Origin of the sequence: Nitratiruptor sp. YY08-10 (assembly GCF_016629565.1) — a bacterium.
In the GTDB taxonomy this organism is placed as follows: domain Bacteria; phylum Campylobacterota; class Campylobacteria; order Campylobacterales; family Nitratiruptoraceae; genus Nitratiruptor.
Map to the genome: position 1 here is coordinate 438410 of NZ_AP023057.1, position 14379 is coordinate 452788.

Sequence of the window (14379 nt, forward strand, 5' to 3'; positions counted from 1 at the left end):
AGTTAAAGGTCTTGTATGAGACAAAGAACGATTGCAAAAAGTGTGGAAGTTGTAGGGATTGGACTACACAAAGGGGTTCCCGTTACTATGCGCCTGGAGCCGCTGGAAGAAAACAGCGGTATTCTTTTTTACAGAAAAGATAAAAACAGATATATCGAACTCAAGCCCCAAAATGTTGTCGATACAAAGATGGCAACGGTTCTTGGCAAAGATGATGTCGTTATTTCTACCATAGAACATCTCATGAGTGCAGTGTATGGGTATGGTATCGACAATCTATTGATCATTTTGGATCATGATGAGGTCCCCATAATGGACGGCAGTGCCATCAGCTACTGTATGCTTTTGGATGAAGCTGGGATAATGGAACAAAAAAGCACCAAAAAAGTACTTCGGGTAAAAAGTGAAGTCGAGGTAAGGGATGGGGACAAATATGTTCGACTCAAGCCTGCCGATACACTCTCTTTTGATTTTACCATTCATTTTGATCACCCGGTTATCGGTAAGGAGCATTACCATTTTGAGTTTAGCAAGAAAAAATTTCTTGAAGAGATTGCAAGAGCCAGAACTTTCGGTTTTTTGCATGAAGTGCAGTATCTACGAAGCATCGGCTTGGCCCAAGGGGGGAGTCTAGACAATGCAATCGTTCTTGATGAAAAGAAGATTTTAAATCCAGATGGCTTGCGGTTTGAAGATGAGTTTGTGCGCCATAAAATTTTGGATGCAATCGGAGATCTCTCCTTGCTTGGCATGCCGGTCATGGGAATGTACGAATCTTTTGCCGGAAGCCACCATCTCAACCATTTGTTAACAGTGAAACTGTTGGAAGAGCACAGCAATTATGAGATTGTAGAGGCTTCTACAACTATGCAGGAAGGGTATGTCATTGGAGCAGCCTGCGCAAAAGAGTGAGGTGGATATCGTTCTTGTAGCGCTGGCTACACCTATTTTAGTTGGTGTCTATCAAGATGGCAAACGTATTGAGACGATAGAGTCCTACAAAAAAACCAGCGATATTTTGCCTTCCATCTTTCAGTCACTTATGAATCGATATGAGATAAAAAGCGTCTATTTCGCAAGAGGGCCGGGAAGCTTTATGTCTATCAAGCTAGTGTATATCTTTTTAAAAACCCTTCACATTGCAAAAGGAATTACCCTATTTGGATGTGACGGATTCGAATTTACAAATAATCAGCCTATTAAAGCCTACGGTTCACACTACTTTGTCAAAGAAAATGATACAATTTCCACCAAAAAACTGGAAGGATACGGTGCCGTGACTTTTCAATTGCCAAAAAGCATCGATGAGATTCGTTGCAGTCAAGAAGATATTGCGCCACTCTATATTCTTCCGGCAGTAAAGGTGTAGCATTTGATCATCAGCGTACCAGCAACAAGTGCCAATCTTGGTCCAGGGTTTGATACATTGGGATTGGCTCTGGATCTGAGAAATATTGTCAAGATAAAAAAGAGCAGATTTTTCAGTATCTCCATTAAAGGTGAAGGTGCCAACAATGTTCGGCTTAAAGGGAACAATCTTTTTATCTCCATTTTTAACGAGCACTATCGTAAACTGGTAGGGCACACAGATAAATTTCGATTTACCTTTATCAACAAAATACCCCTTTCCAGAGGCCTTGGAAGCAGCTCGGCGGTGATTGTGAGTGCTATTGCTGCTGCATATGCGATGGCGGGCGTTGCTATTCCCAGGGAAAAACTCCTGAACCTCGCTCTTATTTATGAACCCCATCCGGACAACATCACTCCTGCGGTAATGGGTGGATTCAATGTGGCAGTTGTTGAGAATAACAAAGTGTATAGCCTAAAAAAAGAGATCCCTAAAAATCTCAAAGCTGTCGTGGTGATCCCCAACAGGCCTATTTCTACGGCCCATTCACGAACAAAACTACCCAAGCGCTTTCCTATGAGCGATGTAGTCTATAACGTTTCTCGCAGTTCACTTCTTACAGCGGCCTTTTTTAGTGAAAATTGGGAGATGCTCCGCATCGCTTCGATGGACAAACTGCATCAAGATATCCGGATGCGTGGATTGCCTGAGCTTTTTGAACTGCAAAAGCTGGCCTTGCAAAAGGGTGCTTTGATGAGCACTCTTTCTGGCAGTGGTTCCACCTTTTTCAATCTGTGTTATGAATCTAGAGCCAAAGAACTTGCTAAGGTTTTAAAGGATCGATTTACGAAATATCAGGTCAAGATACTCGATTTTGATAATGAGGGATTGATTATTGAAGAGTAGTTTTGGTAAAAAGCTATTTTTTGATATAATTAGCCCCAATGTCAAAGCCAGTAAGAATGTGCATACATTGCAGAAAAAGAGAGCCGCAAGAGAAGCTGATAAGAGTGCAATGTATAGAAAAGAAAATTACTCGTTACCAGGGGGTTGGAAGAAGCTTTTATATATGCAATTCCTGCTTGGATGACAAAAAACTGCAAAAAAGCCTCGCTCGAATCTGTAAAATAGATCCAATTTCGGCTTTGAAAATGTTAAAGGAGATTGTAGATAATGGATAAAGTTCGAATCCATGAGATTGCCAGTGAACTTGGCCTCAAAAGCAAAGATGTACTTCAAAAAGCTCAGGAGATGGGATTAAAAGTTAAGTCTCCGTCTAGTGGAGTCAGTTTTGAAGAAGCGGAAAAATTGACAGACTATATTATCAATGGACCGGCTGAGCCGGTGGCTGCAAAACCGCAAGAGAAACCGAAGAAGAGTGCTCCAAAAAAAGAGGAAAAACCAAAAGAAGAAGTGAAAAAAGAGGCAGAAGAGAAAGTTGCTGCATCGAAGAAAGAAGAAGAGAAGCCACAGGAGAAGAAAAGCGTTGAAGAGTCCTTGACGCCTCCTTCATTGAAAAAAAGACGAGGCCTTGTTATCGTGAAAAAGAAACGGCCAAAAGTTGAGCCGAAAGTTGAAGAAAAAGAAGCGAAAGAGGAGACGCCACAAGTTTCTACTGAAAAAGAGACTCCTTTAACATTGAAAAGAAAGCCGAAAAAAGCGAAAAAGAGTACTCCTCCGACGAAAAAGAATGAAGGCAAAAAAATTGAAATTCTTGAAGACAGAGACCTGAGCGATGTGAGTATGGAGCTTGAAGAGGAAGTTGTCGTCCTTCCTGATTTTAGCGAGGAGCTACAAAAAGTTGAAGAGGAACAAAAACCAAAAGAGCCACAAAAGAAAAATAAACAGGTCAAAGTGGCAAGAAAAAGTTTTGCGATAGAGCAGCAAGGGATCAGTCGAAGCAAAAAGAAAAAACGAAAGAAAAAAGAGAACAAAAGCGAAACCGAAATCAAAGTCGTTGAACTTCCGGAGGAGGTCCGGGTTTATGAGTTTGCCGAAAAGATTGGCAAAAGTGTCGGTGAAGTAATCAAAGTACTTTTCAATCTTGGAATGATGGCTACAAAAAACGACTTTTTGGATAAAGAGACGTTAGAGATTTTGGCAGAAGAGTTCGATGTAGAGATAAAAATCAAAAATGTGCTTGAAGAGCTTGATTATGTGAAAGTATATGATGCCGTTGAAGATGAGTATCTTGAAGAGAGACCTCCGGTCATTACCATTATGGGGCATGTGGATCACGGAAAAACATCACTACTTGACTATATCAGAAACTCCAAGATAGCCGAGCGTGAGGCGGGTGGAATTACCCAGCATATCGGTGCATATATGATCGAAAAAGATGGAAAACGTATCACCTTTATCGATACGCCGGGACACGAAGCGTTTACCGAGATGCGAGCTCGAGGTGCGCAAGCAACAGATATCGCCATTATCGTAGTTGCAGCTGATGATGGGGTCAAACCACAAACCGTTGAAGCCGTGAATCATGCAAAAACGGCTGATGTACCTATGATCGTGGCAATCAACAAGATTGACAAACCGGAAGCCAATCCGGATCTTGTAAAATCGCAGCTTGCTGAAATCGGTATCACTCCGACTGAGTGGGGTGGTGAATATGAGTTTGTGGAAGTGAGTGCGAAAACGGGGCAGGGTGTAGATGATCTATTGGATACGATTTTACTCCAAGCAGAGATCATGGAACTCAAAGCCAACCCTAAAAGAGAGGCCAAAGCAGTAGTTATCGAGAGTTCTTTGGAAAAAGGAAGAGGCCCTGTTGCCACGGTCATCGTCAAAAACGGTACGCTCAAAGTTGGCGACCACGTTGTTTGTGGAGTGGCCTTTGGCCGGGTACGAGCCATTATCGATGACCTTGGCAAAATGATCAAAGAGCGAAAACCGAGTGAGCCGGGAGTCGTTGTCGGACTTGACAAAGTGCCGCCTGCCGGTGAAATTTTGGTTGCTGTGAAAGATGCTGAAGAAGCAAGAATGTATGCCGAAAGAAGGGCCGAATATGAGCGGCAAAAAGAGCTTTCCAAAACAACAAAGGTAAGCCTTGAAGAGCTCAGTCAACTTGTGAAAGAGGGCCAGCTCAAAAAGCTTCCTGTTATCATCAAAGCCGATACCCAGGGAAGCCTCGAAGCGATCAAGGGAAGTTTGGAAAAACTCAAAAACGAAGAGGTGAAGGTCGATATTATCCATGCTGGAGTCGGTGCTATCAGTGAAAGCGATGTAACCCTTGCAGACGCCAGTGAGAATGCCGTGATTTTAGGCTTCAACGTTCGACCAACCGGTGCAGTGAAAGAGAAAGCGAAACAGCTCGGTGTCAATATCAAAACCTATTCAATCATCTATGATTTGATCGATGATGTAAAAGCACTTCTTTCAGGAATGCTCAGTCCGATTATCAAAGAAGAGACTATCGGACAGGCAGAAGTTCGAGAGACGTTTAACGTGCCAAAAATCGGTACTGTTGCGGGATGTCTTGTGACAGATGGCGTCATTGAGCGAAATGCAAAAGCACGAGTTATTCGAGACGGTGTTGTCATTTATGACAGTAAGATAAGCTCACTCAAACGGTTCAAAGAGGATGTGCGAGAGGTGACGAAAGGGTATGAGTGCGGTTTGATGATAGAAAATTTCAACGATATCAAAGTAGGTGATGTGATAGAAGCCTACAAAGAAGTGGAAGAGGCAGCAACGCTGTAAGGAGAGGAAATGAAAAAAGGTCTCAAGGAAAAAAGAGCAGCGTCTCTGCTTCGAGAACTCATAGCGGAAGCTCTTGGCACACTCGATGATGCAATGCTTCGAGGCCTGACCGTGACAGAAGTCGATGTAAAGCGCGGGATGTACGATGCTGATGTCTATATCGATAAATCGATCTATACCCCAGAAGAGCAAAAAGAGATACTCAAACATCTAAAACGTGCGGCACCCATCATACAGTCTTACTGTTTGGAGTCAAGCGGATGGTTCAAGTGCCCTAAGCTTCATTTCCAATTTGATGAGATGCTTGAAGAGCAAAAGCGAATCGAAGAGCTTTTTGCAAAGATAAAGGAAGAGAAGTGAATCTGGAACAAGAGATTAAACAAATCGTTGAGAGCTGCGGGGCGAAGCTGTATGATATCGAGATGGTAAGCGATCGAGGCAAAACGGTATATCGTGTAACGATTACGGCACCCGAAGGGGTGGATCTGCAAAAGTGCGTTGAAGTCTCCAACCTCATTTCACCGCTTCTCGATGTTCATCCTCCGGTAAGCGGCGATTATAATCTTGAGGTCAGCTCACCGGGAGTAGAGCGAAAACTGAAAAAGCCGTCTCATTTTGAATTATCTGTCGGTGAAAAGGTGCGTGTAACGAAAAGTGATGGAGAAACGATCGAAGGAACATTAAAAGATTTTCACGACAATATTCTCACGCTTCAAACGAAGAACGGTCCAGTAGAGGTTCCATTTGATCAAATTACATCTGCAAAGACCATTTTTGAATGGTAAACTACGATATCTTCTTTATGGATATCGCCTTGCAAGAAGCCTGGCGATATCAAGGTCTTACCTATCCAAATCCTGCAGTCGGTGCAGTTGTCGCAATCGATAATTGTTTTATAAGCAAAGGTGCACATACAAAGGCCGGCGCTCCTCATGCAGAAGTTGAAGCGATCAAAGAGGCGTATTACGCTTTGACAGGTGATGAACATATTCATCATCTCCAAGATGCTTTGGAACTCCATGAATATCTTGTAGCCAACGCAAAAGATCTGTTTCATAATGCGACAATCTATGTGACGTTGGAGCCATGTAACCATTTTGGCAAAACTCCGCCCTGTTCACTTCTGATAAAAAAGTTGGGTTTCCAAAGAGTTGCTATAGGTGTACAAGATCCCAATGAGGAAGCAGCAGGTGGAGCAAGTTTTTTACGAAACTGTGGAATACAAGTGGATATCGGCATACAAGAGGAACGGGCAAAGGTGCTGATAGAGCCGTTTCTTCAGTGGCGCTCAAACACATTTACTCTTTTCAAACTTGCACAAACGCTCAATGGTGTTATAGATGGTGGTATCATATCCTGTGAAGAATCGAGGCGATTTGTCCATGCATTGCGGGACAAGATAGATCTCCTTGTTATCGGAGGCAATACCGTTCGAACGGACAGACCTATTCTTGATGCAAGGATGGTAGGAGGCAAAGCCCCTGATATTCTTATCTATTCAAGAAACAAAAAGTTTGATAACAATATTCCTCTTTTTCATGTTCCAAACAGAAAAGTCTTTATTGAAGAGACTCTTGATAGAATAAAAAATTATCGATATGTGATGATCGAAGGTGGAGAAGGGATGTTGGAAGCTACAAAGGATTTGGCAAACTGGTATCTTTTTTTCGTCGCTCCTGTACTCCAAGAGGGAAAGAGGTACCAAGTGTCACAAAAACTTCGATTTTTACACCAACAAACATGCGGAACAGATACGATGATATGGAGCAAAAATGGATAAACAGAAAAAAATTGTTACAATGTTTGATGATATTGCAAAGAGTTATGATCTGGCAAACAGGGTTCTCAGTTTCGGGAGTGATATCGCCTGGCGCAAAAGAGCATGTCAAAAAGCGTATGATCTGTATAATAAAGATCATATTGAACAGGTTACAGATGTGGCGTGCGGGACAGGTGATATGCTGGGGTTTTGGGAGAAGACGGCACAAAAAAGAGGGTTGGAGATCGAGCGCTATGTCGGTGTTGACCCCTCACGAGGTATGTTGGAAGTGGCAAAGCAGAAATTTCCTCATTTTGAATATACGGAAGCGTTTGCGCAAAGCTTGCCATTGGAAGATGAAAGCAGCGATTTTGTGAGTATCACCTATGGCATTCGCAATGTCGTAGAAAGAGAAGAGGCTATCAAAGAATTCAACCGTATATTAAAACCGGGGGGAATGCTTGTTATTTTGGAATTTACCAAAAGGGAAAAACGCTCTTTGATGGATGGGATAGTTGAATTTTATATGAAAAGGGTACTTCCAACCATTGGAGGATTGGTTTCAGGCAACAAAGAGGCGTATGAGTATCTGCCAAACTCTATCGATAACTTTTTGACAACAGAACAGCTTATCAGAGAGCTTGAAAGAAATGGATTTGTCATGCGCTATGTACGAGGGTTCTCCTTTGGCATATCAACGCTGTTTATAGCACAAAAACAAGATTATGGAAAAATTACTTAAAAATCTGAAGTTCAAGATCGCTCTCATCTTTCTCGTTCCTGCTATTGGACTGCTCTATTTTTCAAGCAGTTACGTGTATGAAAAGTATAGTGCCTATACGAAAAGCCTCTATTTAGAACAAACCGTTCGATATACCAAGCATACGCTCAATCTCATTAAGAGTTTGCAAAAAGAGAGAGGTCTATCAATAGCATGTTTACAAAGCCATACCTTTTGTCAAAAGTTAAAACTTCAGCGTGCCATCACCAATCAAAAGATACACGAGTACCAAACATATCTATTGCACAATGCCCAGGCATATTCTCCATTTATGCAAGAGCACTTCAATACAATAGTTGAACGTATCAAGCGTATAGAAACTTTTCGAACTGCCTTCGATAAAAATAGACTCGATATGATAGAGGTTTTAAACCATTATTCAGCGGTGATAAAAGAGTTGATTCACAGTATCGAACTGCTTGAACATAACTTTTTGAATAATACCTTTTTTAAAACGATAGTGAGTTTTAACACCATATTGAAAATTGCAGAGATTAATGGACAAGAGCGGGCACTTATTGCCTATATTATTGGCAATGAAAAGAAAAGCGATGCACTCTTTCAAAAACTATTGCGCTTAGAAATTGAATTGCAAGAGTTGGAAAAGAGATTAAAACATGTTATGCCGGTAAAAATACGAATCGTATACAATAAAATGATCTCTTTCAAGAAAAAAGAGCAGATTCAAACAATCAAACAAAAAATTATCAATAATCAATCAGTTGCTATAGATAAAACGAGATGGTGGCAGATTGCTACAAACTATATCGATACGCTTTTTGCGGTAGAAGAGGCTATTTTAAAAGATATTTTGGCATGGAAAGAGAGGCTCAAACTTGAGGCGCAAAAAGCTCTTTTTATAAGTATAGCTATTTGGTTAGGTGCCATTGTATCACTTCTTTTGTTTGTGAAGATTTTTAGCTCTCTTTTGCATGAATTTACTCAATATTTCAAAGAGAGTGAAATAGAGAAACGAATGGCTACGATTTTTTCCAAGTTCAGTGAAAATATTCTTTTTATTCATAACGAGATTGCTCTTTTGAATGCCTATGCGATTTTAATCAACAGAACAGAGCTGTTTCAATTTCTCTTTTTATTTGATTGTAAAAGACATGAAACGCTTTTCAGTGAAAACATTACTCCGGCTGCGATTTCTGAATTGCAAGAAAAATATATAGTAGATTTGATTCAAAAGGCAAAAAGAGAGCAGCAATACTATTTGGAACATTTTCCACAGCTTCCTAAAGAGTTTGGGGGTATCGAGGGTTTTTTAGTATTTCCTTTACATTATAAAAAAGAGTGCCGATATCTGTTGGTAGCAGGCATAAAAAATGTAGAAGATATAAAACTCCATATTTTGGATCAGCTTTATCGTATGACAGAACTTTGTGTGTATGGATTGGAGCAGATTGAATTGCAACAAAAAGAGAAAGCGCTCACGCAAGAGCTTAAGCTATTGAGTCATACGTTTAATGCTCACGAAGCTATTACGATTACGGATGCTTCTGGCAAAATTTTGCGTGTCAATAAAGCTTTTGAAGATATTACCGGTTATAAAGCCGAAGAGGTAATAGGCAAAAATCCTTCCATTTTAAAATCTGGGATACATGACAAAGAGTTTTATCAGCAAATGTGGGATGCGATAAAACATCAAGGATACTGGAAAGGCGAAATTTACAATAAGAAAAAAGATGGGACGATCTATCCGGAAGTTCTATCTATTACCGCTATCAAAGATGAAAATGGAGAAATTACCAATTATGTAGCCCATTTTTTTGATGTATCGGAGCTCAAAGAGGCGGAAGATGAGATAAAAAAACGAATAGAACTTGATCTTTTGACAGAAATTTTTAACCGTAAAAAGATAGTTGAAGAGTTGGAAGTTGTGCGCAAGAACGCCATTAAAGAGGGGTATTGTAATGCTTTTTTCTTTATCGATTTGGACAACTTTAAATATATCAACGATTCGTATGGACACTTTGTGGGAGACGAAGTATTAAAAGAGGTTGCGAAAAATCTTAAAGCAGTTGTGAAAGATGGTGATATAGTAGCTCGAATTGCCGGGGATGAGTTTGCGCTTATTCTGGTCGATCTCGCCAAAAATAAAGAACAAGCTGTTCATAATGCGACTTTGGTTGCAGAGAAACTCATTAGTGAATATAGCGGACAAAAACAGATAGGAGGGTATGACCTCGATATCAATTTCTCTATAGGGATCTATATTTTTCCGGCCGGCGAGCAGAGTGTGGATGAGATCATAACCAATGCTGATATTGCTATGTACAACTCGAAAAAGAGCGGAAAAAACAGATTTACCTTTTACAATGAGGCGTTGGATCTTGAGTCAAAACGCTTTTTGGTTATGAAAAAAGCGATTGAAAGAGGGCTGAAAGAGAAAGAGTTTGAGCTTTACTATCAGCCGAAAGTCGATGCAAGCAATGAAAAAATTATTGGTATGGAGGGGCTGCTTCGCTGGAATTCAAAAGAGTATGGATTGCTGTTCCCTGATAAATTTTTCCCATATACGCGAGGCAATCGTCTTTTATATGAAATTACCGATTATGTTTTGGATGAAGCGTTGCAAATGATTCAGATACTCAGAGAATCAGGCTATTTAGAAGTGAAAGTTTCAATCAATATTTCAGCCGAGCAGTTTATAAACAGAAAATATGTTGAGACGCTATTGAAAAAGATACAAAATAGCCATTATGCAGATGGACTCATTTTTGAAATCGTGGAAGATGCGTTAATCCAAAACGTGGAATATGCAAAAGCTTTGATCAAAACATTTCGAAAATATGGCGTGGAAATTGCAATCGACGATTTTGGAACGGGATACTCTTCTTTGAGTTATTTGCGAGATTTGGATGTAGACGAGATCAAGATCGATAAAAGTTTTGTGTTAGATCTTTTTGAACATCAAAATGACAAGTTGGTTGAAAAAATTATTGAAATAGGAAAGATTTTTGGGTACAAGATCACAGCCGAAGGGGTGGAAAATGCGCAGTCCGTGCAATTTTTGAAAGAGAGGGGCTGTGACTATCTGCAAGGATTCTATTTTAGTCGGGCGGTTCGCAAAGAGGCGATTTTGAGGATGCTTGGATGAATGTCTATACTGTTTCACAACTCAATGAGCAGATCAAAAATCTGTTAGAGTCCCACTTTGTGGAGGTGTATGTCGAGGGGGAGGTGAGCCGACCTACTTATCACACCAGCGGGCATCTCTATTTTAGCCTAAAAGATGAAAAGAGTGTTATCCGATGTGTGATGTTTCGAAGCGCTTTGGCGAAAGTGCCGTTTCGCGTAGAGGATGGGCAAAAACTGATTGTAGCTGGAAAGATAGGCGTTTACAAACCAAGAGGCGAGTATCAACTCTATGCTACCGAACTTCATCCTTCCGGTGTTGGTTCTTTGCAACTGGCATTTGAACAGCTCAAAGCGAAACTGGAGAAAAAGGGATATTTTGCCTCAGAACTCAAAAAGCCGCTTCCAGATTTTATCCAAACTATTGCCTTGGTAACTTCCCAGACAGGTGCTGCCCTGCAAGATATGCTCCGTATCATTCAAAACAGATGGCCTTTGGTGAAAGTCTATGTTGTCGATACGTTGGTGCAAGGGAGCGATGCAGCACCTATGATTGCAAGATCAATAGCCTATGCCGACGGTTTGGGTGTTGATGTGATCGTGGTGGGAAGAGGTGGTGGAAGTTTGGAGGATCTGTGGCCATTTAACGAAGAGATTGTGGCTGATGCCATATTTGAAGCCAAAACGCCTATAGTCTCGGCAGTAGGCCATGAGATCGATTTTTTGATCAGCGATTTTGTCGCTGATCTTCGGGCTCCCACGCCAAGCGCGGCGATGGAGATGATTTTACCGGATCGGCAAGAGATGCTGATGCATCTTGATCTGCTGATGCAGCGCCTTACAAAACGGATGCAAACGATACTTCAACTTAAAACCCAAGAGCTTGATCATTTGCAAAACTCCCTTTTCCAGCTCTCTCCCCAAAAGCGCCTTGAGTTTTATGAAAAAGAGATTACCATTATGAAAGAGCGGATGAAAGAAACTATTACTGTGATATTGAAAAACAGTTCGCATGAGATACCGCATCTCAAAACGCTTTTTGATCAAAAAATTGAGTGGATATGGAAGCAAAAACAGCAAGACCTTACATCATTGCAGCAAAAGCTCACAATGGCAATGGAAGCAAAAAAGATACCAAAAAACAGTGCACAGATGGTTAAAAACGGAAAACCGGTGTCACTTGAAGATATTGATGTTGGAGATGAAGTAGAATTACAAGATCTACACTATAAAGCGTTGGCGAAAATCCTGTCCAAAGATGCATTATAAACTGTTTGTATACGGGACGCTCAAACAGGGGTATTGCAATCATCACTATCTGCAAAACGCCATCTTTTTAGGAAATGCGACAACATTACATCCATACCCGATGATAGCGCCCAAAAAAATCTATCCCTATCTCATTGACATGCCTGGCAAAGGCAAAAGAGTGCAAGGGGAACTGTACGAAGTGGATTTGAGGACATTGAAACAAGTTGACAGACTCGAAGAGGTGCCCCGCTATTACTTTAGAGCGAAAATTGAAGTGAAGGATGAACAAGGAACTGTGCATGAAGCCTATACCTACTTTGTGACCAATCCTCCACCATTTTTGCAAAAGCACTGTTTAGAAAAGTTTTAATCCAAAAAGCATATCCACAATCATAGTACTGCTTTTTTGTGCTACTTGGTCCATAAATTTTTCCCACGGATCCTCTTTGGCCCAGATGGCTTTTCGAACACCGCTTATCTTTTCAAGCTCTTTTTTTGCTGAAAAATAGTCACCTATCTCATCGATGAGTCCCACTTTTTGAGCCTGTCGAGCTGTAAAAATATGTGCTTCGGCAAATTGATCTTTGTTTTTTGGATCCAGCCCCCTTGCTTTTGCTACATCGTGCACAAACATATCATAGGTATCGTTGATGACTTTTTGCAGCTCCTCCTTTTCATATGTTTTCCATGGCCGAAATGGCGTTCCGGCCTCTTTATATTTTCCGGCTTTGACCACTTGTGGAGCAACGCCAAGTTTATCGAGCAAGCCTTTAAGATTTGGAGCTTCTAAAATCACACCGATGGAACCGACTGCACTTCCTGGATTGGCGATAATCTTTTTGCTCCAGATAGAGGCGTAGTAGCTTCCACTTGCCAGTGTTCCGGCGGCATAGGTGATGACCGGTTTTTTAGCATTGAGTCGTTTGATGGCTCGCGATATTTCAATACTTGGGGCTACCGCACCTCCCGGTGAACTGACTACGAAAAGAACCCCTTTGATGTTTGGCTGTTCGGCCAACTCTATTTTTTTGAGGATATTCTTTGCATCGATGATAGGGCCATTGAGTCGTATCTCCATAAGGTTTGGCTTTTGCAGCGTCGTTTTTTGCAAAGCTCCTATAAGAAGCAATAGAGCGATGAGAAGCAAAATACCTTTGAAATATTTTTGCAAAAAATCAAGAAGTGCCGTAAGAGGCGAAAAAAGTGTTGAAAAAAAAGAGGTTATGGAGTTTTTGTTTTCAGACATATTCTACTCCTTGGATATAGACTTTTTTGGGTTTTTTTGTATGTAAAATTGTATGGAGGTAGAGATCTTCGACATTTGTTAAGCCTTCAGGCAGATCGATGAGTTGCATGTCCGCATCTTTTCCCACAGCTATCTCACCTCCCTCAAATCCAAGAGCATCATATCCTGCTTTAGTTGCACGGATAATCAGCTCTTTCGCAAATGTGGTAGCCTCTTTGTAAGGATGGACAAAAAGGGCGGCTTTTAGTTCTTCATACATATTAAGCGAATAGTTGGAACTGAGCCCGTCTGTAGCAATGGCATACGGAATGGATTTTATTTTTTCAAGGTTCAAAACACCGTTGCCAAGCAGCCTGTTTGAGATGGGACAGTGGATGATGTGGGCGTTATATGAAGCGATGGTTTGAATCTCTTCTTCATTGGCCCAGACCATATGGACAAAAAGGGTATGAAGCTCTTTGAAGAGTTCAAGAAAGCTTTTTGTGTCATTCACAGGTCTTGTCTGATTCAAAAACTCTTTGAAAAACTTGGCAAACTCCCCGCTTCCTTTGTCGAGCCACTTTCGCTCAGCCCTGCTCTCCATAAAATGCACAGACACCAAAGAGCCATATTTTTTAGCGATATCGAGTGCTCTTTTGGCCAAGATGTAATGTACAGAGTAGGGCGAATGGATAGCGACAGCTGCCTTAAATCGCTCGTTTTCATGCTTTTTACTTTGATGAAATCGCTCCAAAAAAGAGGCATACATCACATCGGCGGTTGCAGCGTTTGAACCGATCACTTCGTTGAAATAGACGACTTTCAAAGCCGAATCGACGCAGGCTTGCAGGTCCTCTCCATAACTACTAATTGCGCCTATAGCGGTGGTTCCGGTTTGGATGATGGACCATAGGGTTTGCTCTAAACATGCCCCGTCACATAGCGGCAAGAGATCTTCTCGGTGTCGTATGACACTGTACAGCCACGGGATAAAGTCGCCATATTGCAACGTTGCTTTGTTTGCACTAAATTCCAAATGGAGGTGAGGATTTGCAAATCCTGGAAGCAAAAGAGCATTTTCATCATGTTCGACTGCTGCATTGGGATATTTTTTGATCAAATTTTCTACCGTATCGATAGCTTCGATTTTTTTATCAAATGCAACAGCTTTATCTTGTATGATTGTTTGCGGAGTGAGAATTGCAAAAGGTTTGATAATTCGCACC

The 14379-nt window shown here is 41.1% G+C and carries 14 protein-coding genes; 12 read left to right on the forward strand and 2 right to left on the reverse strand.

Annotation, left to right across the window (positions count from 1 at the left end; all coding sequences use genetic code 11):
• The first annotated feature begins 15 nt into the window (after positions 1–15).
• The 12 genes from lpxC to JG735_RS02600 are packed head-to-tail and all read left to right on the forward strand — an operon-like array spanning position 16 to position 12298.
• Positions 16–912 (forward strand): UDP-3-O-acyl-N-acetylglucosamine deacetylase, encoded by an 897-nt coding sequence (gene lpxC, locus JG735_RS02545; RefSeq protein ID WP_201335270.1) that lies wholly within the window; start codon positions 16–18, stop codon positions 910–912.
• Positions 881–1369 carry a hypothetical protein gene (locus JG735_RS02550; protein ID WP_236584201.1) on the forward strand — a complete coding sequence of 163 codons (489 nt, stop codon included), beginning with the start codon at positions 881–883 and terminating at the stop codon, positions 1367–1369. The genes lpxC and JG735_RS02550 overlap by 32 nt, the downstream gene beginning before the upstream one ends.
• A gap of 3 nt (positions 1370–1372) precedes the next feature.
• A complete protein-coding gene (thrB, locus tag JG735_RS02555; protein WP_201335272.1) occupies positions 1373–2254 on the forward strand; it encodes a homoserine kinase in 882 nt (293 codons plus the stop codon).
• 56 nt (positions 2255–2310) lie between these two features.
• Complete coding sequence (locus JG735_RS09935; RefSeq protein ID WP_370583465.1) at positions 2311–2529, forward strand: DUF448 domain-containing protein; 219 nt, start codon at positions 2311–2313, stop codon at positions 2527–2529.
• Positions 2522–5053: a translation initiation factor IF-2 gene (infB, locus tag JG735_RS02565; RefSeq protein WP_201335274.1), complete on the forward strand. Its 2532-nt coding sequence runs from the start codon at positions 2522–2524 to the stop codon at positions 5051–5053. Before JG735_RS09935 ends, infB begins: the two co-directional genes overlap by 8 nt.
• A 9-nt stretch (positions 5054–5062) precedes the next feature.
• On the forward strand, positions 5063–5413 hold the full coding sequence (rbfA, locus tag JG735_RS02570; protein ID WP_201335275.1) for a 30S ribosome-binding factor RbfA: 351 nt from the start codon (positions 5063–5065) through the stop codon (positions 5411–5413).
• Entirely contained in the window at positions 5410–5838 is a 429-nt protein-coding gene (gene rimP / locus JG735_RS02575; RefSeq protein WP_201335276.1) for a ribosome maturation factor RimP, read from the forward strand. The genes rbfA and rimP overlap by 4 nt, the downstream gene beginning before the upstream one ends.
• Entirely contained in the window at positions 5832–6833 is a 1002-nt protein-coding gene (gene ribD, locus JG735_RS02580) for a bifunctional diaminohydroxyphosphoribosylaminopyrimidine deaminase/5-amino-6-(5-phosphoribosylamino)uracil reductase RibD (RefSeq protein ID WP_201335277.1), read from the forward strand. Before rimP ends, ribD begins: the two co-directional genes overlap by 7 nt.
• Positions 6826–7554 carry a bifunctional demethylmenaquinone methyltransferase/2-methoxy-6-polyprenyl-1,4-benzoquinol methylase UbiE gene (gene ubiE / locus JG735_RS02585; RefSeq protein ID WP_201335278.1) on the forward strand — a complete coding sequence of 243 codons (729 nt, stop codon included), beginning with the start codon at positions 6826–6828 and terminating at the stop codon, positions 7552–7554. The genes ribD and ubiE overlap by 8 nt, the downstream gene beginning before the upstream one ends.
• Positions 7538–10699, forward strand: a complete 3162-nt coding sequence (locus JG735_RS02590) for an EAL domain-containing protein (protein WP_201335279.1) — start codon at positions 7538–7540, stop codon at positions 10697–10699. Before ubiE ends, JG735_RS02590 begins: the two co-directional genes overlap by 17 nt.
• Positions 10696–11946, forward strand: coding sequence for an exodeoxyribonuclease VII large subunit (gene xseA / locus JG735_RS02595; protein WP_201335280.1), 1251 nt, complete (start codon positions 10696–10698; stop codon positions 11944–11946). The genes JG735_RS02590 and xseA overlap by 4 nt, the downstream gene beginning before the upstream one ends.
• Positions 11936–12298 carry a gamma-glutamylcyclotransferase gene (locus JG735_RS02600; RefSeq protein ID WP_201335281.1) on the forward strand — a complete coding sequence of 121 codons (363 nt, stop codon included), beginning with the start codon at positions 11936–11938 and terminating at the stop codon, positions 12296–12298. Before xseA ends, JG735_RS02600 begins: the two co-directional genes overlap by 11 nt.
• Here JG735_RS02600 and sppA read toward each other — a convergent pair.
• Both sppA and JG735_RS02610 read right to left on the reverse strand, forming a co-directional pair.
• Entirely contained in the window at positions 12284–13174 is an 891-nt protein-coding gene (gene sppA, locus JG735_RS02605) for a signal peptide peptidase SppA (RefSeq protein WP_201335282.1), read from the reverse strand. The genes JG735_RS02600 and sppA overlap by 15 nt on opposite strands.
• Positions 13167–14378, reverse strand: a complete 1212-nt coding sequence (locus JG735_RS02610; protein ID WP_201335283.1) for a metal-dependent hydrolase — start codon at positions 14376–14378, stop codon at positions 13167–13169. The genes sppA and JG735_RS02610 overlap by 8 nt, the downstream gene beginning before the upstream one ends.
• Between the last annotated feature and the right edge of the window lies 1 nt (position 14379).